Origin of the sequence: Pseudonocardia yunnanensis (assembly GCF_039534065.1) — a bacterium.
Lineage (GTDB): Bacteria > Actinomycetota > Actinomycetes > Mycobacteriales > Pseudonocardiaceae > Pseudonocardia > Pseudonocardia yunnanensis.
In genome coordinates, this window is record NZ_BAAAUS010000040.1 from 1 (window position 1) to 24,878 (window position 24,878).

General features: G+C 71.4%; 23 protein-coding genes. 12 read left to right on the forward strand and 11 right to left on the reverse strand.

The annotated features are described in order from the left end of the window. Positions 1-314: MFS transporter (locus ABD743_RS33225; protein ID WP_344726903.1), on the reverse strand; the 314-nt coding region annotated here is incomplete at its 3' end. A gap of 728 nt (positions 315-1,042) precedes the next feature. On the opposite strand from ABD743_RS33225, the gene ABD743_RS33230 reads away from it, so the two are divergent. Continuing rightward, a complete protein-coding gene (locus ABD743_RS33230; protein ID WP_344726905.1) occupies positions 1,043-2,065 on the forward strand; it encodes a hypothetical protein in 1,023 nt (340 codons plus the stop codon). A 248-nt stretch (positions 2,066-2,313) separates the two neighbouring features. Here ABD743_RS33230 and ABD743_RS33235 read toward each other — a convergent pair whose 3' ends face one another. Then, positions 2,314-3,729: an RNA polymerase sigma factor gene (locus ABD743_RS33235; protein ID WP_379659134.1), complete on the reverse strand. Its 1,416-nt coding sequence runs from the start codon at positions 3,727-3,729 to the stop codon at positions 2,314-2,316. Between the two features lie 251 nt (positions 3,730-3,980). Here ABD743_RS33235 and ABD743_RS33240 point away from each other — a divergent pair, with 251 nt between their 5' ends. Further along, positions 3,981-4,874, forward strand: coding sequence for an inositol monophosphatase family protein (locus ABD743_RS33240; protein ID WP_344726907.1), 894 nt, complete (start codon positions 3,981-3,983; stop codon positions 4,872-4,874). A 17-nt stretch (positions 4,875-4,891) separates the two neighbouring features. Here the strand turns inward: ABD743_RS33240 and cei are convergent, their stop codons facing one another. After that, positions 4,892-5,581, reverse strand: a complete 690-nt coding sequence (gene cei, locus ABD743_RS33245; protein WP_344726909.1) for an envelope integrity protein Cei — start codon at positions 5,579-5,581, stop codon at positions 4,892-4,894. Next, on the reverse strand, positions 5,581-6,696 hold the full coding sequence (locus ABD743_RS33250; protein WP_344726911.1) for a phosphotransferase family protein: 1,116 nt from the start codon (positions 6,694-6,696) through the stop codon (positions 5,581-5,583). The genes cei and ABD743_RS33250 overlap by 1 nt, the downstream gene beginning before the upstream one ends. A 234-nt stretch (positions 6,697-6,930) precedes the next feature. Between ABD743_RS33250 and ABD743_RS33255 the strand changes: the two genes are divergently transcribed. Further along, positions 6,931-7,233 carry a DUF4193 domain-containing protein gene (locus tag ABD743_RS33255; RefSeq protein WP_169396904.1) on the forward strand — a complete coding sequence of 101 codons (303 nt, stop codon included), beginning with the start codon at positions 6,931-6,933 and terminating at the stop codon, positions 7,231-7,233. A gap of 267 nt (positions 7,234-7,500) precedes the next feature. Here the strand turns inward: ABD743_RS33255 and ABD743_RS33260 are convergent, their stop codons facing one another. Continuing rightward, positions 7,501-7,980 carry a DUF3093 domain-containing protein gene (locus ABD743_RS33260; protein ID WP_344726913.1) on the reverse strand — a complete coding sequence of 160 codons (480 nt, stop codon included), beginning with the start codon at positions 7,978-7,980 and terminating at the stop codon, positions 7,501-7,503. 86 nt (positions 7,981-8,066) lie between these two features. Here ABD743_RS33260 and dut point away from each other — a divergent pair, with 86 nt between their 5' ends. After that, positions 8,067-8,543 carry a dUTP diphosphatase gene (gene dut / locus ABD743_RS33265; RefSeq protein ID WP_344726951.1) on the forward strand — a complete coding sequence of 159 codons (477 nt, stop codon included), beginning with the start codon at positions 8,067-8,069 and terminating at the stop codon, positions 8,541-8,543. Continuing rightward, positions 8,543-10,684, forward strand: a complete 2,142-nt coding sequence (locus ABD743_RS33270; protein ID WP_344726915.1) for a DUF3710 domain-containing protein — start codon at positions 8,543-8,545, stop codon at positions 10,682-10,684. The genes dut and ABD743_RS33270 overlap by 1 nt, the downstream gene beginning before the upstream one ends. Here the strand turns inward: ABD743_RS33270 and ABD743_RS33275 are convergent. Beyond that, positions 10,681-11,394: an alpha/beta hydrolase gene (locus ABD743_RS33275; RefSeq protein WP_344726917.1), complete on the reverse strand. Its 714-nt coding sequence runs from the start codon at positions 11,392-11,394 to the stop codon at positions 10,681-10,683. The two genes, ABD743_RS33270 and ABD743_RS33275, sit on opposite strands and share 4 nt — an antisense overlap. A gap of 156 nt (positions 11,395-11,550) precedes the next feature. Here ABD743_RS33275 and ABD743_RS33280 point away from each other — a divergent pair, with 156 nt between their 5' ends. Further along, positions 11,551-11,934, forward strand: a complete 384-nt coding sequence (locus ABD743_RS33280) for an OB-fold nucleic acid binding domain-containing protein (protein WP_344726919.1) — start codon at positions 11,551-11,553, stop codon at positions 11,932-11,934. A gap of 24 nt (positions 11,935-11,958) precedes the next feature. Further along, a complete protein-coding gene (locus ABD743_RS33285; protein ID WP_344726921.1) occupies positions 11,959-12,615 on the forward strand; it encodes a DUF3159 domain-containing protein in 657 nt (218 codons plus the stop codon). An 18-nt stretch (positions 12,616-12,633) separates the two neighbouring features. Here ABD743_RS33285 and ABD743_RS33290 read toward each other — a convergent pair whose 3' ends face one another. Further along, a complete protein-coding gene (locus ABD743_RS33290) occupies positions 12,634-13,290 on the reverse strand; it encodes a potassium channel family protein (RefSeq protein ID WP_344726923.1) in 657 nt (218 codons plus the stop codon). A gap of 5 nt (positions 13,291-13,295) precedes the next feature. Then, the gene (locus ABD743_RS33295) at positions 13,296-13,958 is read right to left on the reverse strand and encodes a potassium channel family protein (protein WP_241041169.1); all 663 of its coding nucleotides are present in this window, start codon (positions 13,956-13,958) and stop codon (positions 13,296-13,298) included. 70 nt (positions 13,959-14,028) lie between these two features. On the opposite strand from ABD743_RS33295, the gene ABD743_RS33300 reads away from it, so the two are divergent. From ABD743_RS33300 to ABD743_RS33310, 3 genes are all read left to right on the forward strand, one after another. Next, a complete protein-coding gene (locus ABD743_RS33300; protein WP_344726925.1) occupies positions 14,029-16,110 on the forward strand; it encodes an APC family permease in 2,082 nt (693 codons plus the stop codon). Beyond that, positions 16,107-17,279: a class I SAM-dependent RNA methyltransferase gene (locus ABD743_RS33305; RefSeq protein WP_344726927.1), complete on the forward strand. Its 1,173-nt coding sequence runs from the start codon at positions 16,107-16,109 to the stop codon at positions 17,277-17,279. The genes ABD743_RS33300 and ABD743_RS33305 overlap by 4 nt, the downstream gene beginning before the upstream one ends. Positions 17,280-17,370: 91 nt before the next feature. Next, on the forward strand, positions 17,371-18,231 hold the full coding sequence (locus ABD743_RS33310; protein ID WP_344726929.1) for an HTD2 family dehydratase: 861 nt from the start codon (positions 17,371-17,373) through the stop codon (positions 18,229-18,231). 34 nt (positions 18,232-18,265) lie between these two features. Here the strand turns inward: ABD743_RS33310 and ABD743_RS33315 are convergent, their stop codons facing one another. The 3 genes from ABD743_RS33315 to ABD743_RS33325 form a co-directional block, all read right to left on the reverse strand. Continuing rightward, entirely contained in the window at positions 18,266-19,078 is an 813-nt protein-coding gene (locus tag ABD743_RS33315) for an alpha/beta fold hydrolase (protein WP_344726931.1), read from the reverse strand. 196 nt (positions 19,079-19,274) lie between these two features. Further along, entirely contained in the window at positions 19,275-21,224 is a 1,950-nt protein-coding gene (locus ABD743_RS33320; protein ID WP_344726933.1) for a primary-amine oxidase, read from the reverse strand. Continuing rightward, positions 21,221-22,792 carry an APC family permease gene (locus tag ABD743_RS33325; protein ID WP_344726935.1) on the reverse strand — a complete coding sequence of 524 codons (1,572 nt, stop codon included), beginning with the start codon at positions 22,790-22,792 and terminating at the stop codon, positions 21,221-21,223. The genes ABD743_RS33320 and ABD743_RS33325 overlap by 4 nt, the downstream gene beginning before the upstream one ends. A gap of 336 nt (positions 22,793-23,128) precedes the next feature. Between ABD743_RS33325 and ABD743_RS33330 the strand changes: the two genes are divergently transcribed. Beyond that, a complete protein-coding gene (locus tag ABD743_RS33330; protein ID WP_344726937.1) occupies positions 23,129-23,680 on the forward strand; it encodes an RNA polymerase sigma factor in 552 nt (183 codons plus the stop codon). Next, positions 23,677-24,789 carry a CU044_5270 family protein gene (locus ABD743_RS33335; protein ID WP_344726939.1) on the forward strand — a complete coding sequence of 371 codons (1,113 nt, stop codon included), beginning with the start codon at positions 23,677-23,679 and terminating at the stop codon, positions 24,787-24,789. The genes ABD743_RS33330 and ABD743_RS33335 overlap by 4 nt, the downstream gene beginning before the upstream one ends. Positions 24,790-24,878 lie beyond the last annotated feature (89 nt).

Consider the following 24,878-nt stretch of genomic DNA (forward strand, 5'->3'; position numbering starts at 1 on the left):
CCGATGATGAGGCTGCCTGCTGCGGCGACGGCGACGGTGAGGGTCATGGCGGGTTGGCGTCCGGTGCGGTCGGCGAGCCAGCCGAAGAGCAGGCCGCCGAAGGGGCGGGCGATGAATCCGACGGCGAAGACGGCGAGGGTGGCCAGTAGGGCGCTGCCGGGGGTGGTGTTGGTGAAGAACTGGGATGCGAAGAACACCGAAAACGTGGCGTAGATGTTCCAGTCATACCATTCGAACGCATTTCCTACACCGATCGTGGCCAGCAGGGTGAGTGTGCGTCGTGACCGTTTCGTCCGATTCTCACGGACCTTCACGAAATCCCTCCTCAAGAATGACTGCCGGCAAGTGTAGGTCAGGTCCGCACCCCGATGGGTATGGAGAAATCTGAACCCTGGCTCCTCCTGACATTCGTTATGGCTTGAATCTCGGCGCTCGCACAGCCGGTGCGGGTCGGGCTCGACGAGCGCCGGCGCGGCGTATCTCTGCTGGACCGAGCCCCGCGTGCGGCATCGCAGGTGTGCGGACGCTCTCGGCTGACACAACCGATCCACGGGAAAGAGCTCGCCGGATCCGATGTGCTGAAATGCGCTGGATCCCCCCGATTTCGGCTGCGTTTCGAGAGCGCCGAGGTTTCCCCTGCCGCTCCTTCCCGGGTTGTGTTCCGAGGGCTCATTCGCGACGCTCGCCGAGATTCCTCAGTTTTTTCGTCCGCGCTCTGTTCTCGCCTCTTGCCGCAGCGAGACAAACGATCTATCCGAGCCGACCTGCCGGGAGGCCGTCGAGCGGCACCACTTTCGCGACGTGGCCTCATCCCCGCCGGACTGCCCGCCGTCGGGTGCGCGGCGGGCAGTCGTCCTCCGGTGGGTTGAACTGGGGTTTCTATCGAATGATTGCTGCGGCGAGGCTCGATCGTATGCAGCAGGGCCGTGGTTAGCGTGCTCGTCCTACAGCTGATCGCGGGCGTGCACCGTCTGCACGACCCCCTGGAACTGAAAGACGGTCCTTCATGCGCGCTCGTCGATTCCTGGCTGGGACGGTGGTGATGGGCGGCGTGTTGGTGGGCCTGCCCGCGACCGCGGTCGCACAGACCCTGGTGCCGTGCAATGCGGCCGCGCTGCAAAGCGCGGTCGTCGCCGCCAACACGGCCGGCGGTGGCACGCTGAATCTCAGCCCTGCCTGCACCTACTCGCTCACCACACCGGTCGGGGGCGAAGACGGTTTGGCGGCCATCACCACGCCGATTCGCATCAACGGCAACAGGGCGACGATCACCCGCTCGTCGGCCTCGCTCTTCCGGTTCTTCAACGTCGCGGGAACGGGCGACCTCACTCTGAACGCTCTGACACTGAGCGGCGGCCGCGCCAGCAACGGCGGTGCGATCTTCGTCAGCGTCGGCGGCCGCCTGACCCTCACTGCCAGCACCGTCACCGGCAACACCGCCACCTCCGTGGGCGGCGGCGCGATCCTCAATCAGGGCAGCACCGTCATGATCGACAGCAGCACGCTCAGCAACAACACCGGTGGCCAAGGGGGTGCTTTCAACAACCAAGGAAATGGCGCAACCACCTTCACCAACAGCGTGGTGACCGGCAATCACGGGACCGGCGGGGTCGCCACATCTGCGGGCGGCGGAATCGTCGTCCTCAACGGGTCGGTCACGCTGAACGGTACGCGGCTCGCCGGCAACGACGCGACAGGCCCGAACGCGTTCGGCGGGGCCCTCACGAACGCCGGCACCCTGAACCTGACCGGCAGTCCGGTCCTCAACAACATCGTCAACGGCTCGGATGCGAGCGGTGGCGGCGTGTGGAGCAGCGGCACGCTGAACATCACCAACAGCCAGGTCCTGGGTAATACCGCAACCGGAACGAACGCCCGTGGCGGTGGCATCCTCACCGGGGGCACCACCACCCTGCAGGGCGTCGCGGTGATCACCAACCAAGCAGTGGGAACCGGCGCCGACGGCGGCGGCATCGTCCGGACCGGCGGCACGGTCACACTCACCAGCACCACCGTGGCGGCCAACCAGCCCAACAACTGCAGCAACGTGACCGGCTGCCCCTGAGGCCATGCACCCGCAAGTGCGGCGGTGATCAGCCCGAAGGGCTCAGCGCCGTACGTGGGCGCGGCCGGTAGCCGTCGCGCAGACGAGAAGGCCCCTGCCCGGGGAGTTCATCCCCGGCAGGGGCCTTCTGCACTCATGGAACGACCGTGTGGTCATCGGGCCCGTCACGGATCGAGAGCGCGGTCCATGCCGAGACAACGCCGCCGACCTACCGAAATGGCAGGTCGGCGGCGGTTCGATCGAGTGTGTCAGTCCAGGTAGTCGCGCAGCACCTGCGACCGCGAGGGGTGGCGCAGCTTCGACATCGTCTTCGACTCGATCTGCCGGATCCGCTCGCGGGTGACCCCGTAGACCTGGCCGATCTCGTCGAGAGTGCGCGGCTGGCCGTCGGTGAGGCCGAACCGCAGCCGGACGACGCCTGCCTCACGCTCGGAGAGCGTGGCGAGCACCGACTGGAGCTGGTCCTGCAGCAGTGTGAAGCTCACCGCGTCGACCGCGACGACCGCCTCGGAGTCCTCGATGAAGTCGCCGAGCTGGCTGTCGCCCTCGTCGCCGATGGTTTGGTCCAGCGAGATGGGCTCCCGGGCGTACTGCTGGATCTCCAGCACCTTCTCCGGGGTGATGTCCATCTCCTTGGCCAGCTCCTCCGGGGTGGGCTCGCGGCCCAGGTCCTGGAGCAGCTCACGCTGGATGCGGCCGAGCTTGTTGATGACCTCGACCATGTGCACCGGGATGCGGATGGTGCGGGCCTGGTCGGCCATGGCGCGTGTGATGGCCTGCCGGATCCACCAGGTGGCGTACGTGGAGAACTTGTAGCCCTTGGTGTAGTCGAACTTCTCCACCGCGCGGATCAGACCGAGGTTGCCCTCCTGGATGAGGTCCAGGAACGCCATGCCACGCCCGGTGTAGCGCTTGGCCAGCGAGACCACGAGTCGCAGGTTGGCCTCGAGCAGGTGGTTCTTGGCGCGCTCGCCGTCGCGGACGATCCAGCGTAGATCGCGGCGCAGCTGGGGGGAGACCTTCTCGCCGGCGTCGATGGAGCGGCGCATGCGCTCGGCGGCGTAGAGGCCGGCCTCGATGCGCTTGGCGAGCTCCACCTCCTCCTCCGCGTTGAGCAGCGCGACCTTGCCGATCTGCTTCAGGTACGCGCGCACCGAGTCGGCGGAGGCGGTGAGCTCGGCGTCCTTGCGGGCCTGCCGCAGGGCCTCCGACTCCTCCTCGTCCCAGACGAAGTCGCCCGACTTCTGGGGTGTGGAGGAGCGCTCCCGCTGAGCAGGACTACGACGGTTGGCGCCGGTGTTGGCGACCTCGTCGTCGTCATCGTCGTCGTCATCGTCGTCGTCCGCCGCGGCGTCACCGCCCTCGGCCACGTCGCCGACCAGATCGGCGTCGAGCTCGACGTCGACCTCCTCGAGGTCGGTGGGCTCGCCGTCGAGTTCGACGTCGGCGCCCTCGAGATCGGTGGGCTCGCCCTCGCCCGCGGGATCGCCTGCCGCCTTTCGGGCGGGGCCCCCGTTCTTTTTCGCCGGGGTACCCGTGCGCGACCGCGGAGACTTCGTCGCGGTCTTGGCGGACGCGCCCGTCCGTGAACGGGTACGTGCGGGTGCGGGACTCGTCGTCTCTACTGACGAGTCGATGCGGGTTGCGGAGTCTGCGGCTGCCACTAGGCCCTCTCGCTACGGTGCGCTCTGCGGTGCGCCGGGACGCGTATGAGATCCGGCTGCAGGTCGAGATGTTGTCGGATACCGCGCCGGATCGCCGTCCTGGTGCTTCATGGAGGCCATCCCGCATCGGGGTACCGCGTCATTGTAACTGCGTGTGCTCCGGACGTCCGCGCCTCGCCACGCGAATCGTCAACGATCCGTGTCTGCCCCGGTACAACCCACGTCACTCTGATGTGCCGTGTGGTCGGATGATGTCCGTGAACGAGGCCCGTCCGACCGCACCGATCGATCCCGGAACGCCGTCCGCCGACGACCCGGAAGAGTTGCGCCGCATCGCCGAGCGCCTCGTCCGGGAGGCGGCCGAACACCTACATGAGTTGCCCCGTCCGTGGGACGAGGACGGTTCCGAGGGGTCGGAGCGGAGCGTTTCCACGAAGAGCACGCCCACGGACGTGGTCACGGCGTCCGACCATGCCCTGGAGACCCTGATCCGGGACCGGGTCGCGCAACTGCGGCCCGGCGACGCGGTGATGGGGGAGGAGCACGGCGGCACCGCCGACGGCTCACGGACGCTGTGGGTCGTCGACCCGATCGACGGCACCGTCAACTTCCTCTACGGCATGCCCTGGTACGCGGTGTCGGTTGCGGCGGTGCGCGACGGGGAGTCCGTCGCCGGGGCCGTGATCGAGCCGGCGTCGGGGCGCCTGTGGAGCGCTGCGGTCGGCGGCGGGGCCACCTGCAACGGAAAGTCGCTGCGGGTCTCCGCCGCAACCGACGTGTCGCTCTCGTTGCTCGCCACCGGCTTCTCCTACCGCGCCGAGCGCAGGGTGCGCCAGGTGCGCATGATCGGTGAGCTGCTGCCACTCGTTCGCGACATCCGGCGCACCGGCTCGGCGGCGCTCGACCTGTGCGCAGTGGCAGCCGGTTGGGCGGACGCGTATCTCGAGCACGGGTGCAACTGGTGGGACTGGGCAGCGGGCGCGCTCATCGCCACCGAGGCGGGCGCCGTGGTGCGCACTCCCGGCCCGACCGGCAGCGTCCCGCCCGACGACGGGCTCGGTGCCGATGCCCTCTTCGCCGCGACCCCGGGGATCGCCGAGGAACTCGCTGCACTGGTCCGCAAGCACGGAGCGGCGTCGGTCTGACGCCACCCGAACCCCGCCTAGCAGCTCGCGCTGCGGGCTTCCTCGAGCAGAGTGGGGTCGACCTGCGGCGCCGGGGGCGCGTCCGCCGCGTTCGGGTCGGCGTTCGGGTCGGCGTTGGCCGAGCCGTCCGTGCCCCCGGTCGGAGCCGCCGACAACTGGTCCAACACGTCCTGCACCTGCGTGCCGGGGTGGATGTCGCCGAACGCCGTGCCCACCGCGACGTCGACGGTGCTCTCGGTGCGACCGTCGCGCACCATCTCGGCGCAGGGCAGCACCAGAGCCAGCGTGCTGGCAGCCGCCTCGCCGGTCGAGCCGAAGCGCAGCTGCGCGGTGCACTCCAGGTTCTCGTCCGGGTAGAAGGGGTCGTTGGCAGGCGGCGCGGCCTCGCTGAAACCGAGGTCGCCCAGCTGCGCGGCCACCAGGTTGGCCTGACCGCGCTGTCCGCCCGCGTTCAGCACCCGCACCTGCACGGACGCCGGCGGGACGGGAGGCACGGCGATGATCTCGTCGGTCGACACGACCTGGCCGGGTAGCGGGCCGGTCGCCGGCACCGGGCACTGCGCGGTGCCCGCAGGACCGGAGGCGTTCACCAGCACCGTGGTCCACACGACCACCGCGGCGACCGCGAGCACGGACACCACGATCACGACGGGACCACGTCTGCGTCGCTGGTAGGGCCGCAGGCGGCGCACCGTTCCGCCCGTCATCACGTCAGACCCTCAGCGAGCACGTGGTGCCCCAGCGCCACCAGGGGGTCGACGCTGCCCTCGAGCCCGGCCCCCATGGACGCCGGCACCATCCCAGCGCGCACGCGCGCCAGGATCCCGGCCAGCACGACCGCCAACTTGAACGCGCCGAACGCCACGTACCAGGGCAGCGGTTCCAGGTCGAGGCCCGATCCCGCGGCGTATGCGCGCGCGACGTCGGCACGATCCAGGAACCCGGGCAGCTGCGTCGGGCTCGGGATGTGCCGCGACGCCTGCCAGATCGGGTGGTCGTCGGCGTCGCGCCAGTAGACGAGGAGCAACCCGAGGTCGGCGAGGGGGTCGCCGAGCGTCGACAGCTCCCAGTCGAGCACAGCCCGGATCCGACCGGGGTCGGCGGCATCGAACAGGCAGTTGTCGATGCGGTAGTCGCCGTGCACGATCGTGTGACGTTGTGTGGCGGGCAGCGCGGCGGCCAGGGCGTCGGCGAGCCTGGTCAGCTCCGACACGGTCTCCGCGGTCACCGGGATCCCGGCGGACCGGGCCTGCTCCCACTGGGTGTTCCAGCGCCGCAGCTGGCGGGCCATGAAGCCCTCCGGCCTGCCGAAGTCACCCAGCCCCACCGCGTCGGGGTCCACGGCGTGCAGCGCGACCAGCACGTCGACCAGCGCCTCGCTCGCGCGCCTGCGCTCGTCCTCGGTGGTGGCCCAGCCCGGCGGCAGCTCGCCGAGCGGGACGACGCCGTCCACGAGCTCCATCACGAAGCACGGCGCGTCGACCGGCGGGCCGCCCGCCGACGTCGCCAGCACCCGGGGGACGGGAACGGGCGTGCCGGCCAGCGCGGAGATCACGCGCTGCTCACGACCCATGTCGTGGGCTGTGGCAGCGACTTCCCCGACCGGCGGGCGGCGCAGCACCACCGCGCCCGCGGGGCTGTCGACACGATAGGTGAGGTTCGACCGGCCGGCACCGATCGGGCGCAGGCTGCTCTGCAGCCACGCGGTGTCGCCGAGGCGTTCGGCCAGCCAGGCGCCGACAACGGCCGTGTCTGCTCCGGGATGGGCGTCGGGGACGGACCGCGTGCCGCCGGTGACGCCGCGGTCGGAGGGGAGTGCCACGACGGGCACCCTAATGGCCCTGCGCGTGCACGGCGGGGCAGCGGGCGCGTGTCGACACCCTGGGCTACCCTCTGCGCCCCGGGGCAGTCCGAGCACTTGACGGCGTTATATCCGATCCAGTCATGGCCCGGGTTCAGCTGAGACGCGCGTCACTCCAATGCTGGGCACAAAGCCCAGCGCTGCCGCGTTGTCCAGCCGCACGAAGACGACAGGTGTGTTAAGAGGGTGGGAACGATGGCGACCGACTATGACGCGCCCAGGCGCAACGAGACCGACGATCTGGCCGAGGATTCGCTCGACGAGCTGAAGGCCCGTCGCAACGAGGCCCAGTCGTCCGTGGTCGATGTCGACGAGTCGGACACGGCGGAGAGCTTCGAGCTGCCCGGCGCCGACCTGTCCGGCGAGGAGCTCACGGTCAAGGTGCTGCCCAAGCAGGCGGACGAGTTCACCTGCGCAAGCTGCTTCCTGGTGCACCACCGCAGCAGGCTGGCCGAGAGCAACGGCTCGCAGTACATCTGCCGCGACTGCGCCGCCTGACGATCCGGGCTGCCCGACCATTCGGGCTACCTGTTGACTCAGGCTGCGTGACGACGGGGCTTAGCGTCCCCTCGACGGGCTTCGACGGCCCGATGTAGGGGCGCCGGACAACCCGGCGCTCAACGGGCGGCGCCACAACACCGGCGCCGCCCGACCGACACGGCCCCGAACCGGCATTCCGGTCCGGGGCAGCGTCGTATCGGGGCGGCGTTCGGCGTTTCGTGAACGGGGTTTCCGGGGCCGGACGCGGTGCGTCCGCGCCTCATCTCACCGCCGGAGCGCGGCGACCAGGGCCTCCGGGTCGCGGACGCTGAAGACCCAGTACGGGGTGGCGTCGTCCGGATCGGTGACCTCGACCCGCACGACGGGAGCCACCCAGGCGCGGAGCATGAGGAACGCGGCGGGATCCAGCTCCGGTCCGAGCGCCATCTGCTTACGGTCCTTGGGGACGATCTCGACGCGGCCGATGGAACGCAGCGGGAGCCGCGCATCGCCCACCTGCAGCTCGGTGTCCGTCACCCGCAGCCGGATCCGGCCGAGCCAGAACAGAGCGATCACGAACAGCGGAATGAAGATCGCGTAGCCGATCCACGACCGGATGCCCGGGTAGCCCATGTGGATCTCGGCGCCCAGCAGGATCGCTACTCCGATCGCCGGCAGGTACCACCACAACGGCACGGACAACCGCTCGTCGAACCGGAAACTGCCGGACGTCGCAGGCGCGCCCGGCGACGGATGCTCGCTCACGGGAGCCGAGGGTAGCCTCGCCCGTCGTGCCCGGCCCCGTCGATGCTCCCCAGCACGAACCGCTCACCGCATCGCCGGCAGCATCGCTGCCCGGGTGTCCGGTCGAGGTGCTGCTCACCCGGCTGGACCCTGCTCTCCCGGTGCCCTCCTACGCGCGTGCGGGCGATGCGGGGGTCGACCTGAGGTGCACGAGCGACGTCGTCCTCCCGCCCGGCGAGCGTGCAGTCGTCGGCACCGGCGTCGCGATCGCGCTGCCGATGGGCTACGCCGGGTTCGTGCATCCGAGGTCCGGGCTCGCGGCACGCACAGGGCTGTCGATCGTCAATGCACCGGGCACTGTCGACGCCGGATACCGGGGCGAGATCCTGGTGTGCGTGATCAACCACGATCCCCGCGAGGAACTGCGGCTGCGCCGCGGCGACCGGATCGCACAGCTCGTCGTGCAGAAGGTCGAGCACGTGCGGTTCGTCGAGGTGGAGGAGCTGCCCGGCTCCGAGCGCGGGACGGGCGGGCACGGGTCCACGGGAGGACACGAGCGGCTGGGCGTCGGAGAGGCGCGCTAGTGGCCCGCCGCAACCGGTTGGCCGTCGCCACGGAGCAGGCCCTCGACGAGCCGCGCAGCGGTGGCGCACTCGCCCTCGACCAGCGCGAGGACGACGTCGACGACATGTCGCCGGGCGTCGGCCCGTACGACGGCGACGACCTCGACCCGGAGGCCACCGACGCGAGTGGCGTCGTGGACTTCGGCGCGGTGCAGGTGCCGGTGCCGAAGCGCGGCACCGTGGCCGTCGAGCCCACGGCCAACGGGCGCATGCAGGCCGTGCACGTCGCGCTGCCCGAGGGCCGGCTGTCGGTCAGTGCGCTGGCGGCGCCGAAGTCGTCCAAGCTGTGGCCCGAACTGGCCCGTGAGATCGACACGTCGCTGCGTGAAGGCGGAGCCACCGTCCGGTCGTTCCCGGGTCCCTGGGGCCGGGAGCTGCACGCCAACTCCGGTGGGGCGAAGTCGGTGTTCATCGGCGTGGACGGCCCGCGCTGGATGCTCTACGGCGTCGCCACCGGGCCGGCCGACCATGCCGAGACGCTCGACTTCGAGCTGCGCCGGATGCTGCGTGCCACGGTCGTGGTGCGTGGCAGGGCGCCTTATCCGGTGCGCACGGTGCTGCCACTGGTGGTGCCCGAGCACCTGGCCGAGGCCATGGCCGCCGCGGCAGCGGCCAAGGCGGAGGCGGAAGCTGCGCAGGCGCAAGAGGAGGCTGCGGCTGCGGCGTCCTCGCCGGCGGTCGCCTCCGCGCCGTCCACCGCTGCATCCGTACCGTCCGGCGCTCCGGAGCGTCCGGTGCAGGAGCAGGTGCCGGCTCCGCCGCTCACCGAGCAGTCCGGCGCCGTCCGACTCGGCGAGCAGTCCGGTGCCGTCCGGCCGGCTCCCCGTCCGCGGCAGCCCGGCAGGCCCGGTCCCGCTCCACGTGAGGTCGCTCAGCCTGCCGCGTGGAACCGCAACGGTTACGCCCCCCAGCCCGATGCGGAGATCGATCCGGCTCCGGGGCGCGATCGCAACGGGCATGCACCGCGGCCGGACGCCGGAGCCGGCACTCCGCTGTGGGCGGATCCGGTCCAGCGCATCGCCGACGTGGATGACGGCGTCGTCGCCGGCCGCGAGCCGGACGACTTCGCCGACGCCCCCACCGAGATCTGGGGCCCGCTGCCCCCCGACCCGGCCGAGCAGGCCGTGGCGGACCGGGCCGGTACCGGGTCCTGGAGGCCGGCCGGCCGGCCCGACCAGGTGCAGGAGTCGGGCGGCCAGCAGCGCGCGTCCGGGTCCCTGCCAGGCGGCTTCCCGACCCAGCCCTGGGCGCTCGACCCGCGCCTGGACGACGCACAGGAGTCGTGGGCTGCCCGGGCCGACCGGCCCGAACTCGCGCGGGGCCATGCACCCGACCCCGGGATGGACGCGCCGACCGACCCTTGGCCGCTCGCGGACCGCTACGACGCGCGTCCGGTGGCCGACGGGCCGGCGGAGTCGCCCTGGTCCCCGACGCGCGGCAGGAACGGCCACGGCGACGCGGCCACGCCCCGGCGCCAGGCCGCGGAGAGCGAGCAGTCCCGCCCCGACCTGCGGGCTGTCCCCGAGCCGGTCGATCCGGCGCCGTCGAGCGGTGGGCGCCGGGCGCTGCGTGAGGACCGCCTCGTCGAGACCGGTGAGTACGCCGCGCCGCCCTCGTCCGGCTACTACGAGACGCCGGGATCCGAGGTGCGGTCCGACTACGACGCATCCCGCGGATACGGCGAGCGGCCGGACCACGGCAGGGCAGCCGAGTACGGCGATCGGTCGGAGTACGTCGGGTCGCCCGAGTACGGCGAGCAGCCGGAGTACGGCAGGTCGCCCGGCTACGCGGCGGAGTCCGAGTACGCGGCGCCGTCGAACACCGGCAGGTGGCGGACCTCCGAGCCCACCGACGACGTCGTGGACGGCGCGGCAGGCGGCGAGTGGCACACGGAGGTGCGCGAGGCTCCGTTCACCCGGGAGTTCTCGTTCGTCACGGACGCCGATCCGCCGGCAGCCTCGGACGAGTTCGCTCGTCCTGGTCGGGGCAGGCACGCCGCCCCGGAGGCGGGCGACGTCACGCCGGCGACCACGCCGCTGAAGGTCTTCGTGCCGCCGGCCGCCCCGGACCGGCCCACGGGCCGGCACCGCAGGCCCGACTAGGCGGGATCAGCGCGCTCCCGGGCCCCGCCGCGGGCCGCGCGCAGATAACCGAGCACGGCGGCGCGGCCGAGCACGGCGGGGTCGGCGCCGAACGCCGCAAGCGGCGCGCTCACCAGAGCCGCGCGGGGCATCTGAGCGCACCAGCGCTCGGCCACCGAGAGCGGGTGCACCGGGTCGTCGACGAGCGCCGCGATCCCGGCGGGGACGGTGAGCGAGCGCAGGGCGGCCGCGTCGGGCGCGGGCTCGTCGGCCGCCGCGTCGAGCGCGTCGGCGAGCCCCGTGCCGTACCGCGGCCATGCCCTGGCCAGCTCGGCCGCCAGCCACGGCGGCGAGCCCGCCCGGGCGGCAGCCACCGCGGCCTCCACCCCGCCGGAGCGGGCGTATGCCGCGGTGGCCCGGGCGGTCAGCGCTGCCGGGGCGTCGCGTGGTGGCCCGATCCAGGCCGGCAGCGCGAGCAGGAGGCCTGCGGGTCCGGCACCGGAGGGCTGTTCGCTCGCCCACGACGCGGCCACGTGCGCGCCGAGTGAGATGCCACCCACCAGGACGGGTCCGGGACCGGCCAGTGCGGCGTCCAGCCCGGCCCGGTAGCCGGCGACCACGTCGCTCCCGGGACGTGGCGCCACGGTCTGCAGGTCAATGCCGAGCGCGCGCAGGGGCGCGGCGAAAACAGCCCGGACGAACACCTCGTCCGAGCCGGATCCGGGCAGCACGACGGCCCGCGCGGGGCCCCCACGACTCGGGCAGGGACGCCGGGGCCGATACGGTGATTCAGCGCAGGGCTCGGACACGTCGCGAACGTTTCTCGGGGGCTACTCTGATGACGTTAGCGGCGCCCGACGATGGGTACCGACCGAGCTGGGGGAGACATGGCCAGCAACGATGGTGGAGCGTTCCGCCGTATGCTGCGCAAGTTGACGAGCGACGTCGAGGTTCTCGACGCCGTGGACCTGTCCGAGGACGCGGAGAAGTCCGGGGCGCACAGGGCGTCGGAGTGCGCCCGCGGCCAGGAAGTCACCATGTTGGGTAGGTTGCGAAGCGTCGAGTTCTGCCCCCAGGATGCGGAGGCGTCCCTCCAGGCGGAGCTCTTCGACGGCACCGAGGGCGTCACCTTGATCTGGCTCGGTCGCCGGCGCATCGCCGGCATCGAGCCGGGCCGCACGATGCGTGTGCGGGGCCGGATCGCCGTCCGCGACGGGCACAAGGTGCTCTACAACCCGTACTACGAGATCTGTCAGGCCCAAACACCGTAGGAGCCCGATGACCCTGGAAGCGCAGTGACCGCAGGTCCACCGCCGGAGCAGGAGCCCGGCGCAGACAGGCCGCAGCGCGAGTTCCCCACCCTGCTCGAGCAGATGGGGGGCGTGCAGGGCATCGTGGCCTCCACGATCCCGGTCGCCGTCTTCGTCGTCGTCAACCTGCTGTTCGCCTTGCAGGCTGCGCTGATCGCGGCGCTGGCGGCCGGTGTCGCCATCGCGATCTGGCGCGTCGCCCGCAAGCAGGCGCTGCAGCCGGCGGTGTCGGGGCTCTTCGCTGTGGGCGTCGCCGCGTTCATCGCCTACCGCACGGGGGAGGCGCGAGCCTTCTACCTGCCGGGCCTGCTCTTCAGCGCGGCGCTCGGCCTCGCGTTCCTGGTGTCGGTGCTGGTGCGCTGGCCGCTAGCGGGTGTGATCTGGCACGGGATCAACGGCGACGGCCAGGGTTGGCGCCGCGACCGGCGCCTGCTGCGGGCCTACACGCTCGCGAGCCTGCTGTGGACCCTGGTCTTCGTCGCCCGGGTGGTGGTGCAGGGCCTGCTCTACAACGCCGACGAGGAGACCTGGCTCGGCGTCGCCCGGCTGGCGATGGGCTATCCGCTCGTCGGGGTGGCGCTGCTCGGCACGTTCTGGGCGGTGCGCCGCGCCCGTCGCGCCCCGGAACCCTCTACTCCCTGACCGACCCTCGCCGTTGCGCTAGTAGCCCAGCGCAGCGCGGATGTCCTCCTCCACCGCGGACGTGGCCACGAACAGCAGTTCGTCGCCCGCCTCCAGCGCATCGTCGGCCTGCGGCACGATCACCCGGCCTCCGCGCAGGATCACCACCAGCGCCGAGTCGGGCGGCAGCTTCAACGACCGCACCGGCTGGCCTGCGAGTGGCGTGTCCTGGGTGAGCGTGACCTCCACCAGGTTGGCCTGTCCCTGGCGGAACGTGAGCAACCGCACGAGGTCGCCGACCGCCACCGCCTCCTCCACCAGCGCGGCCAGCAGCCGCGGCGTGGACACGGCGACGTCGACGCCCCAGTTGTCGCTGAACAACCACTCGTTGCGCGGGTCGTTCACCCTGGCGACCACCCGGCGCACGGCGAACTCGGTCTTCGCGAGCAGCGAGACCACGACGTTGACCTTGTCATCACCGGTGGCGGCGATCACGACGTCACAGCTCTCCAGGCCCGCCTCTTCGAGAGAGGCGAGCTCGCACGCATCGGCGTGCACCCACTCGGCTCCTTCGACGGACTCGGGCTCGATGTTGGCGAGCTCGCGCTCGATGAGCATCACCTGGTGCTTGCTCTCCAAGAGCTCCAGGGCGATCGAACGGCCGACGGCGCCGGCTCCAGCAATCGCGATGCGCATCGTCCTCATACCTCCTGCGGCGGAGCCGCCGCAGCCGCCGTGACATCGCTGACCGTGCCGGAGACGGCGGCGACATAGACCGTGTCCTCAGCCTGCACCGCCGTGTCCCCCTTCGGGAGCACTCCTGTGCCGAAGCGCACGATGAACGCCACGCGGGACCCGGTGGCCGCTTCGAGCTCGCGCACCGGCCTGCCGACCCAGTCCTCGTGGACGGGCAGGGGCAGGATCGCCACGGTGCCGGTCGGCTCGCGCCACGCCGACGCCACGCCGTCGGGCAGCAGCATCCGCATCAGCCGGTCGGTGCTCCACGGGACCGTGGCCACGGTGGGGATGCCCAGCCGCTCGTAGACGGCGGCCCGCTTGGCGTCGTAGATGCGGGCGACCACGCGCTCGATCCCGAACGTCTCGCGGGCCACACGCGCGGAGATGATGTTGGAGTTGTCCCCGCTGGACACCGCCGCGAACGCGTCGGCCCGCTCCACACCTGCCTGGATGAGGACGTCGCGGTGGTAGCCCTCGCCGACCACCTGCTTGCCACGGAAGTCGGGGCTGAGCCGGCGGAACGCCTGACGGTCGTGGTCGATGACCGCGACCTCGTGCCCGAGGCGTTCCAGCCCGTTCGACAGCGAGGACCCGACGCGACCGCACCCCATGATGACGACGTACAACGCAAGCCTCCCCGGATCGCGGAACGAACGCTATCGCGTGCTCGCGTGGTCCACCGCATAGGCTTTGCCCGTGTCCAAGCTCGGCGTCGCCGTCAAGCGCGTCCTTGTCGGGAGGCCGCAGCGCAGCGACCGCCTTGCCCATACGCTCCTGCCGAAGCGCATCGCGCTGCCCGTGTTCGCCTCCGACGCCATGTCGTCGGTCGCGTACGCGCCGGAGGAGATCTTCCTGACGCTGTCCGCGGCGGGTGTCGCCGCGTACGCCTTCGCCCCCTGGGTCGGCCTCGCCGTCGTGGTCGTCCTGCTCACCGTCGTCACGAGCTACCGGCAGAACGTGCACGCCTACCCGTCCGGCGGCGGCGACTACGAGGTGGCCACGGTCAACCTCGGGCCCAAGGCCGGGCTGACGGTGGCGAGCGCCCTGCTCGTGGACTACACCCTCACGGTGGCCGTGTCGATCTCGTCGGCGGCGGCGAACATCGGCGCACTCGTGCCGTTCGTGGGCGAGCACAAGGTGCAGTTCGCCGTGGTGGCGATCCTGATCCTCACGGCCGTGAACCTGAGAGGGGTCCGGGAGTCCGGGGTGGCCTTCGCGATCCCCACCTACGCCTTCATCTTCGGCGTCGGCGCGATGATCATCTGGGGGCTCACGCGGATCCTGCTGCTCGGGGAGAACCTGGAAGCCCCGAGCGCGAACCTGCACCTGGTGGCGGAGGGCGATGCGTTCACCGGCCTCGCGCTCGTGCTCCTGGTGTTGCGCTCCTTCACCCAGGGCGCCGCGGCGCTCACCGGCGTGGAGGCGATCAGCAACGGCGTGCCCGCGTTCCGCAAGCCGAAGTCGCGCAACGCCGCCACCACCCTGCTCCTTCTCGGCAGCATCTCGGTGGCCATGTTCTCCGGCATCATCGCGCTCGCGGTGCTCACCCACGCGAAGATCGCCGAGTTCCCCGCCACCCAGTTCGCTGACGCGCCGCCCGGCTACGTCCAGGAGACGCTGGTGGCGCAGCTCGCCGAGGTGGTGTTCAGCAACTTCGCCCCCGGCTTCTTCTTCGTGGTGCTCGTCACCGCGCTGATCCTCGTGCTGGCCGCCAACACCGCCTACAACGGCTTCCCCGTGCTGGGCTCGATCCTGTCGCAGGACCGCTACCTGCCGCGCCAACTGCACACCCGCGGCGACCGGCTCGCGTTCTCCAACGGCATCCTGGTGCTGGCGGGCGTCGCGATCGTCCTGGTCGTGGGGTTCCAGGCCGATGTCACCCGGCTGATCGCGCTCTACACGGTCGGCGTCTTCACCTCGTTCACACTCAGCCAGTTCGGGATGCTGCGGCACTGGAACCGGCTGCTCGCCACCGAGACCGAGCCCGCCGTGCGCCGCAAGATGCGTCGCTCGCAGGCCATCAACGGGTTCGGCGCGGCGATGACCGGCACGGTGCTGGTGATCGTGCTCATCACGAAGTTCACCCGTGGCGCCTGGATCGCGATCGCCGGCATGGCGGTCTTCTTCGTGCTGATGCAGGCCATCCGGCGCCACTACGACCGGGTCTCGGAGGAACTCCAGGCCGGCGACACCGACGCCGTGCTGCCCTCCCGCAACCACGCCATCGTGCTGGTCTCCACGCTGCACAAGCCCACGCTGCGGGCCGTGGCCTACGCCAGGGCCACCCGGCCGGACGTGCTGGAGGCGGTCACCGTCAACGTCGACGACAGCGACACGAAGAAGCTGATGCGCGACTGGGAGAAACGCAAGTTGCCGGTGCCGCTCAAGGTGGTCGAGTCGCCCTACCGCGAGATCACCAAACCGGTGCTCGACTACGTCAAGCGGATCCGCTCGGACAACCCGCGCGACGTCGTCACCGTCTACATCCCCGAGTACGTGGTGGGGCACTGGTGGGAGCAGATCCTGCACAACCAGAGCGCGCTGCGGCTCAAGGGCAGGCTGCTGTTCCAGCCCGGGGTGATGGTGACGAGCGTGCCGTGGCAGCTGGAGTCCTCCGAGCGGGTCAAGCGCCGCCCCGAGACACCGCCCGGCTCCAGCCGGCGCGGCTACGTGGCCGTGCCGCCACGCGATGACACACCGTCCGCCGCATCGCCTGCCACGCCGCCCACCCCCGCCCCGCCCTCCGCACCCCCGGAGCCGGCGCGCCGACGCCTATGAGCAGCGCGACGGCGCTCGGGACGGACTGGACCGACCGCATCCTCGAACTCGAGGTGGGACCGATCGCCCACGGCGGGCACTGTGTCGCACGTTCGGACGGCCGTGTGGTGTTCGTCCGGCACGCCCTGCCGGGGGAGCGCGTGCTGGCCGTGGTGAACGAGGACGGCGGCGGCTCGTTCTGCCGCGCGGACGTCGTGGAGGTGCTGGAAGCGTCGCCGTTCCGCGTCGAGGCCCCGTGCTCCTGGGCCCGTGCCGGCGGATGCGGCGGGTGCGACCTGCAGCACGCCGACCCCGCCGCGCAACGCTCCCTCAAGGCCGACGTCCTGGCCGAGCAGCTGCGCCGGCTCGCCGGGATCGAGCGGCAGGTCCCCGTCGAGGAGCTGCCCGGGGGGCCGCTGGGCTGGCGGCACCGGGTCCGCCTCGCCGTCGACGAGCAGGGGCGGGCCGGGCTGCGCGCGCACCGCAGCCACGACGTGCTGCCCATCGCGGACTGCCCACTCACACCACCGGGAACCCTGCCGCCGGTGCTCGAACACGGCTTCGAAGCGGCCACGGAGATCGAGGTCGCGGTGGACGCCGACGGGCTGGTCCACGTCGGGGACGACGGTCCGGTGATCCAGCGGGCCGCAGGTCGGCAGTGGGAGCTTTCGCCCGGCGTGTTCTGGCAGGTCCATCCAGCGCTCCCCGACACCCTCGCCGCCGTGGTGGGCGAGTGGGCGCACGCGCCGCGGGGCGGCATCGCCTGGGATCTCTACGGTGGCGTCGGGCTCTTCGCCTCCGTGCTGGCCGATCAGGTAGGACCCGACGGCATGGTCACGGTGGTGGAGTCCTCCCGGCAGGCCGTCGCCGACGGTAAGGCGGCCCTCGCCGACCTGCCCCAGGTGGGATGGCGGGTGGGCCGGGTCGAGCGGGTCCTGGGCAGCCTCGGGCCGCGGCCGGACGTCGTGGTCGCCGACCCGCCGCGCCGCGGGCTCGGCCGTGAGCTGGTCGACGCGCTGTGCGCCCGGGCTCCCGACCGGGTGGTGCACGTGGCGTGCGATCCCGCGGCGCTGGCCCGGGACGTGGCGCTCTTCGCCGAACGCGGCTTCCGCCTCGCGGAGCTGCGCGCGTTCGACGCGTTCCCGATGACGCACCACTTCGAGTGCGTGGCGCTGCTGGTTCGCGACTGAAACTCCTACCGCGTCTCCCTCGGCCGTCGTGTCCGGATCGTCGCGATCATGCGGGTGGCCCGCCCGGCGGCCGATCGGCGAGGATCGGGACGTGGACCTCGCTGAGCACCTGACCGGATGGGCACCCGAGCCCGTCGAGACCACGGCGCGGATCGACGCCTGGCCCTCCGAGGCGTTCGCCGCCCTGCTGGACCAGCCGAGCCCCGTGGGCAAGGCCGGTGACCCACTGCCGCCGATGTGGCACGGGTTCCACCTGCTCGACCACCCCGCTCAGGCCGACCTCGGGGAGGACGGTCACCCCGCTCACGGCCGGTTCCTGCCGCCGTTGCCGCACCGCCGCCGCATGTTCGCAGGTGGCCGGCTGGAGGTGCGGGAGCCGCTGCGCGTCGACGACGTGGTCACCCGCCGGTCGTCCCTGGTGTCGGCCGTTCCCAAGAGAGGGCGCAGCGGGGAGATGGTCTTCGTGACGGTGCGCCACGAGTTCGAGCGGGACGGAGCGCCGGCACTGGTGGAGGAGCAGGACTTCGCCTACCGCTCCCAACCGGCAGGTGAGGCCCGCGGGCTGCCGGAGAAGGCCCCGGCCGCGAACGAGGCCCCTGATGCCCCGCCGGAGGGTTGGCAGCTGCGGGTGCGTCCGGACGAGGCGATGCTCTTCCGCTTCAGCGCGTTGACCTACAACACCCACCGCATCCACTACGACCACCCGTACGTCACCGGGGTCGAGGGCTATCCCGGCCTCGTCGTGCACGGGCCCCTGCTCGCGCTTCTCCTGCTGGAACTGCCCCGGCGCTTCGCCCCGGAACGGCCGGTCACGACGTTCTCCTACCGGCTGCAGCGGCCCGCGTTCGCCGGCACGCCCGTCGTCGCCGACAGCACGCCGGACGGAACGCAGCTGACGGCCGGGGTCGCGGGGCAGTCGCCGTCCGCCTCGGGCACGGTCACCTTCGCCTGACCGTCCCGGCTCCGGCGGGCCGCGGGTCTCCGGGTCAGGCCCTGCGGAGGAAGGAGCGCACCGTGTCGGCGACCAGGGTGGGCGCGGTGGCCTGGGCGAAATGCTCCTGGCCGGGAAGCTCGACGAGCGTGGCGTGGGGCAGATGCTCGATGAGGAACCGCGTGGCGTCGACGTGGTGCTGTGCCGTCTGCGAGCCGAGCAGCAGCAGGGTGGGCTGCCGGATCGTCGTGAACCGGTCGAGGTCGCCGGCCAGCCCGTCGACGACCCGCATCTCACGTTCCAGCGTCGGGGCGAGCGCGACCATCTCGGCCCACATCGAGGTCTGCCGCAAGGCGTCGACGTCGGCCTCCGGCGTGTGCACGATGTCGGTCAGCATGATCGACAGCGCCCGCTCGTTCTCACCGGCCGCGACAGCCGCGGCGAGGGGAGCGATGGTGGTGCCGACGAGCGGCCCGTTCACCGGCAGCGGGGGCTCGTACAGCATCAGCGCCGAGACGTCGGCCCCCGCCGCTACGGTCGCCGCCGCGGTGATCGCGCCGTAGGAGTGTCCGAGCAGCGTGGCCCCGGGCCCGGCCACGGCGAGGATGGCCTCGAGGTCGGCCATCTCGGTGCCCAGGTCGTAACCCTCGGCGTCACCGCTCAGACCGCGGCCCCGGCGGTCGAGGAGCAGCATCGTGTGCTCGTCGGCGAGGGCGCGGGCGACGGGAAGCCACTGCTCGCCGGTGGCGATCGCGCCGTGCGTCACGACGATCGCAGGACCGGTGCCGAGCCGGCGCCACCCGATCTTGGTGCCGTCGGCGGACGTGGTGTGCCTGATCTCGATCGTTGCCGGCGCATCCTGTGCCATGACCGCGACGCTAACCCCGCCCTCGGCCCCGGGAACCCGCGAAGTCGCCGCGGTCACGTGCCGATGGGGAGTGACTGGCTGCGGTCCGCCTTCATGCCGACGGTCACGCACATCAATCCCGGGTCAGGGCGTATCGCGGCCCTGCCGTCGCCGAGTGCCCCCGCGCTCTCGCCCGGGGACACTCGGCGGTGGCTGGTCAGCTGTGGCAGCCAGCTGTGGTCGGCGGGAGGTCCAGGGCAGGGTTGCCGTCGAAGAACCCGGTGGGCTTGAGCATGAAGCCCACCGTGCTGACCGGCATCACCGGCCAGTCCTCCGGCCGCACGACGTGATGGGCGCCGAACGTGTACCAGACCACCACGTCCGTGCCCTCCAGCGGACGGTCGCCCGCCCCGTACACCGGAAGGCCCTGGCCGCCCGGGTGCTGGGCGGGGTAGTCGCCCGCGGCGAAGCGCTGCGAGTCGTCGTGGGCGGTGACCCACAGCTGGTGCTCCGTGAACCCGGACCGCGGGGCGTAGAGCGCGTCGGCCGAGTACATCGGGGGCACGTTCGAGCCCGGCATCAGTGAGTAGGCGGTGGGCGCGCCGAGCGCAGAAGTCTTCTCGGCGCTCTCGATCCGCCAGTGCCGCGCCCGCGCCGCATCGGTGTCGCGTTTCGCGACGGCCTCGCTGCCGAGCACGGTGCGGTGCACCTCCCAGGCGTTGCCGTGCGGGTTGTCCGGCCCCGGAGGGCTCGGCGCGGAGTCGACCTCGACGACGGTGTTGGCGCGCCCGTCCACGCTCATGTCGAGCCGCACGCAGAAGAAGTGCTGGTGGTTCGGCCCGTAGAGGCCCGGGGCGACGAGGGTGCCGTGCTTGGGTGTGTCGCCCGGCGCGATGGCCCCCGTGGAGATGACGCCACTGAGCTTGATCTCGTACTCGATCAGGCCGTCGTTGTAGAGGTACCAGAAGTATCCGTACTCGTAGTTCCCGACGGTGACGATCGTGGAGATCACCAGGCGCCGCCTGCGCCGCACCTGCACCGCGCCGGTGCGGAAGTCGGTGTGCTTCCAGGCGATGCCCGCGTCCTCCTCGTGCATGCACACGGCGTTGTTGATCGTGACGGGGGCGCCGTCGTTGTCGTTGACGACCGCGTCGAAGTACTGGATGTGGCCGACGCAGTCGCAGCCGAGGGTCAGCTGGTTCGCCAGCCAGCCCACGCCGTACTCGCCCTGGTCGAACACGTTCTTGAACCGGTGCGTCGGCGCCGGGTCCCCGTAGGGCACGTACATCTCGGCGAGCGAGGCCCGGTAGACGATCGGTCGTCCGTCATAGCCGACCTGGTGCAGCACCAGTCCCTCGCGCGGGGTGAAGCCGATCCGCAGCTGCCATTTCTGCCAGGCCACCGCGTGCCCGTCCACCGTGAAGCTCGGGCCATCCGGCTGGGTGATCTCGATCGGCTTGACGTCGGCGCGGTAGGCCCCGACCGCGGGCACGTTGTCCGGCTCGAAGATCCACGGCTCCTCGTAGTTGCCCGGTGCCTCGGGGATCGGGACGACGCCGTGGTCGTTGACCTCGATCACCTCGCCTGCGTCGAGGTCCACCACCACGACCAGGCCCTCGACGGGCCGGGCGTACCCGTGCTCGCCCGGCGCCGAGCGCACCCAGGTCAGCGGGCGCGCGATCCGACGTACCGACGGGTGGTCCTCGGGGCCCGTCCAACTCGAGGCCCACGGGTCGATCATGGTGAGCGAGAAGTCCTCGACGCCGCGCAGCCGCATGGCCTCCTGCCAGCGCGGGTCGGCCTGCACGATCTTCTCGCAGGACTCGAACTCCTCCGCCATCATCGGAGCCTGCACGCCCTCGATGGCCTCGAAGGACACGACCGTCTCGTCGGTGAGCGAGACGACCGCCTCATAGGTGATGCGTTCGCCGCGCTCGTAGAGCACGACGTGCGCTTCCCGTGGTAGCGGCTCGTCGCCGTGAGTCCAGTCGAACACCGCGGCCTTCGACGGTTCGTGCAGCGTGACGAACACGAACCTGGTCGTCTCCGTCAGTCCCCGGGCGCTTCGCAGCACCTGGACGGCGGCAGTGACTTCGTCTCCGGTGAGCGGTTCCAGCGGGTGGCCTGTGCTGGTTGGGGCGACGGTATGGTCCTCGACGGCGGTCATGCTGTGGCTCCCTGCGGTGTGTCGGATGGGGCGTCCACGCTTTCGGCGACCTCGAACTGGCCGATCCGGGAGTACCGCGTGGGATACCGGCTGCGCAAGACCATCGCCACCGCCATTCCTGCGAGGAATACCGCGAGCACCACCCACGGCAGCAGCGTGATGTACGCGGCGTCGCCCGCTCCGGCCAGGTCATAGCGGTTCACGACGAGCAGCACGCACGCCCCCACCATCGCCGCGAAGCCGAGTACCGGGGCGATGAAAGTGGACCACCAACGGAAGTCGGCGCGGGCCGTGGTGCGGAAGTAGCGGATGATCGCGATCGAGACGAGCGCCTGCACCGCGAGGATTCCGAGCACGCCGAGCAGCGGCGACCACGTACCCAGCTTGAGCAGCGCACCCTCGTTGCTGGGGTCGTAGATCACGAATCCGAGGCAGTAGAGCCCGACGAGCCCGGTCACGGTCATCGCGGCGATCACGGGGCTGCGCCGCGAGGACGTACGGGCGAGAGCGCTCGGCAGCACCCCCTCACGGCCGAGCGCGAACAGGTACCGGGCGCTGGTGTTGTAGAAGGCCATCGCGCAGGCGAACGAGCCGGTGACGATGAGCACCTCCATCAACACCGTCGCCCACGATCCGACGAAGCGGTCGGTGAGCGGGTAGAACGCCGAGGCCGTCTCGCCCGCGTACTGCGCCTTCACGGCCTCGGCCGAGCCGTTCAGGCCCCAGCCGGTGACGAAGACGTAGGAGATGAGCGTGTAGAACACGCCGAGCCCGATCACCGACCCGTACGTTGCGGTCTTCGCGATGCGGTGCGGATTGCGGGTCTCCTCGGCGTAGTTCGGCGCCATCTCGAACCCGACCCACGACCAGAACGCCGCGAACAGAGCGACGCCGGCGGCGCCGGTGCCGAAGACCTGGATCGCCGCGGAGTTGCCGAAGATGTTCATCGGGTTCAGCGGGGCGACGGAGAATCCCTCGGCGCCACCGGCGGCGAACACTCCGACGGCCAGCACGATCAGCACCAGCAACTCGGCGATGAGCGCCACACCGAGCACCTTGGCCGTCAGCTCGATGTGGAAGACGGCGAAGAGGCTCATCAGCGCGAGCCCGACGATCATGTAGGCCCAGGCCGGGATGGCCACGCCGGTGAGGCTCTCGACAGTGGTGGACGCGAAGTAGCCCATGGTCCCGGTCACCGCGGCCGCGAAGACCATGTAGCAGATCGCGATGAGCAGGCCCGATCCCAAACCGACGACGCGGCCGAGGCCGCGGGTGACGAACGTGTAGAAGCCGCCCGCAGAGGTGACGCGGCGGCACATCGCGATGTAGCCGACCGAGAAGATCGTGAGGGCGACGGTGGCGACGATGAACGCGGCGGGGGAGGCGTACCCGCCGCCGAGCGTGGCGATGGGGACGTTGAACAACATCGCGGCCAGTGGAGCGGCACCGGTGACGATGCAGAACAGGACGGAGGGCAGGCCGAGCGCTCCGCCCGCGAGCCGGCCCGGCTCAGCTGGTGCGGATGGTGAGACGTCGGCTGTTGTGCCGGTGGTGGGTGCGACGGTCATGGCGGCTCCCGGAGGTCTTGGGGTGCAGTCGCGGGTCGAGCCTGTGGTCCTCGAAAGAGCGTGAGTGGCGCTCGTGTCATCTGCGTCACAGCCGCATGACATGACCATCGCCCGGGATTCGCGATCAGCGCAAGAGCCGTCGACCACATGCCCGCACTGCGTATCGACGCACAGCGGGACGACGGGAACCGGATCCGGCACATCGGGCAAGGAGGGGTGTGACCGCACCCCGGCACGTAGGAAACGATCCACCGCAGCCGCCCCCGCTCCGGCTCGTCCCGTCCGAGGAGGACGTCTCGCACAACCAGCAACCCGGCTGTCGCGGACGACAGCGCGGTGCTCGTCGCGTCGCTGACCCGGCCTGATGAGTTCGCGCTGATCTTCGACAGGCACGCGGCCGCCATCCGCACCTACTGCGCCCGCCGTGTCGGCGCGAGCACGGCGGAGGACCTGGTGGCAGAGGTCTTCCTCACCGCGTTCGAGCAGCGCGGCCGGTTCGATCCCGCTCGGGCCGTCGTGCCGTGGCTCTTCGGGATAGCGACCAACCTGCTGCGCCGCTTCCACCGCCAGGAACAGCGCGGCTTCCGCGCCATCGCCCGCACCGGGCGCGACCCCGTCATGGAGGGAATGGCCGAGCGCATCGCCGAACGGGTGGATGCCGGCCGGTTCTCCCGCGAACTGGCCGCCGCTCTCGCCGCGATGCCCGGCACGGAGCGCGACGTCCTGCTGCTGTTCGCGTGGGCCGACCTCGGTTACGCCGAGATCGCCGACGCGCTGAGCATCCCCGTCGGGACCGTCCGCTCCCGGCTGAGCAGGGGCCGCGCGCGGCTCCGTTCGGCACTACCGGCGCAGTCCGACCCGCACAGCGAGAAGAAGGAGACAACGTGAACGAGATCGAGCTTCTCGCCGGGATGCGGGCCGAGACGCCGGAGGACCCTGAGGCGTTGGCACGCGCCCGGCAACGGCTGCTGCAGCGTGCCGCCGACCCGGCCGTGGCACACCCACGCCCGCAGCCGGCGTCGCGGCGGTGGGTGTGGCCCCTGGCGGGTGTGGGAGGCCTCGCCGCCGCCGGGCTCGTGGCCACTCTGGTCCTCGGGGGCATCACGCCGCCCGCCCCGACCGTGAACGCGCCGCCCGGCGCCGTCCAACCCGGTGGGCAGAACATCCTGCTGGTCGCCGCGGAGCGGGCGGAGGACGCAGCGCCGGGAACCGGCCGGTACTGGGTCAACCGGACCGAGTCGGGAGTGATCAGCGAGGTCGGGCCCGCGGACAACCGGTACCGGGTGGTCGAGCGCGGCCGGGCCGAGACCTGGGTCGCGCAGGCGCCCGACGGGACGAGCTGGTGGATCAGCCAGTCGCTCGGCGCGCGGCCCCTGGGCCCGGCCGACACAGCCGCCTGGCAGCGCGACGGCGAGCCGGACAGCTGGACGGTCACGGCGCCGTCCGGCAAGGGCGGCTCCCTGGAGGTCTCGGGTGCCGAACGCCCGCCGTTCGGCAACCCCATCGGTACCGGCTCGGAGTCGTTCGCCCTCGGGGACCGCAACGTCACCCAGCAGGAGATCGACGGGCTTCCCACCGATCCCGCCCAGCTGCGGTCCGCACTGCTGGACCGGTTCCACGGGGGTGGCGGTGACATGCCCACCGACCAGGACCGCTGGCTCTTCGCCGTCGGCAGCAACATCATCACGGACATGCCTGTCAGTCCCGGAGTGCGGGCGGCGGCCTACCGGATGCTCGACGACCTGTCCGGGGTGCGGGACCTCGGCTCTGTGCAGGACGCCCAGGGGCGCGCCGGCCAGGCCGTGGCGATGATCGACGAGAACTCCAACGGGACGTTCGAGTCGCGCCTGATCATCGACCCCGACTCCGGCAGACCGCTTGCCCGGGAGACCCGGCTGGTGCAACCGGACGGGAGGGCTGAACTGACCAACTACGACCTCGTGGTCGGTACCGGGTACACCGACGACTCGCCGCCACCCGTGCCTGCACACCGGTAGACCGTGACCGGTGGTGACCGGTGGTGACCGGTCGATGTGACAAGGGCGACCCCCGCGCGGACGTGCGCGGGGGCGCCCGCGACGATGTT